Raw genomic sequence first — 369 nt, 5'->3', positions numbered from 1 at the left:
GGAAGAGTGGGAAGCCACTCAGGAGAGCCTCGCCATGCTCCAGTTGCTCGCTTTGCGGCTTGATGACGTGAAGCACGGGCGGACGGTGGATTTTGACGAAGGTATGGATCGGATTGACGCCATAATCGAGGCCCACAATGGGCAATGACGTCTGGAACGTGCGCTGGGCCGAAGGAGCCCTGGAGGACTTCGTCGAAATCATCCGGTACATCCTCGTCAATGAAGGCCCTGAAACCGCGCGAGAATTGGCCGGAACAATCCGCAAAGACGCCGGGCAGAGACTGAAAACGTTGCCCCTGCGCGGCCATCCCGTGCCCGAACTGCTCCAGGTCTCCAGGGAATACAAAGAAATCCACATCAAGGGATTTC

1 protein-coding gene is annotated in these 369 nt (G+C 57.7%); it reads left to right on the top strand.

From position 1 onward, the window contains the following. Positions 1 to 137: 137 nt before the first annotated feature. The coding region (locus V6B97_RS17480) for a type II toxin-antitoxin system RelE/ParE family toxin (RefSeq protein ID WP_333507720.1) at positions 138 to 369 on the top strand (232 nt) is incomplete at its 3' end.

This window comes from Nitratidesulfovibrio sp. 1201_IL3209, assembly GCF_036763125.1.
Taxonomy (GTDB): domain Bacteria; phylum Desulfobacterota; class Desulfovibrionia; order Desulfovibrionales; family Desulfovibrionaceae; genus Cupidesulfovibrio.
The sequence above is the reverse complement of the archived record's forward strand: the minus strand, read 5'-3'. Positions and strand labels throughout refer to the sequence as shown.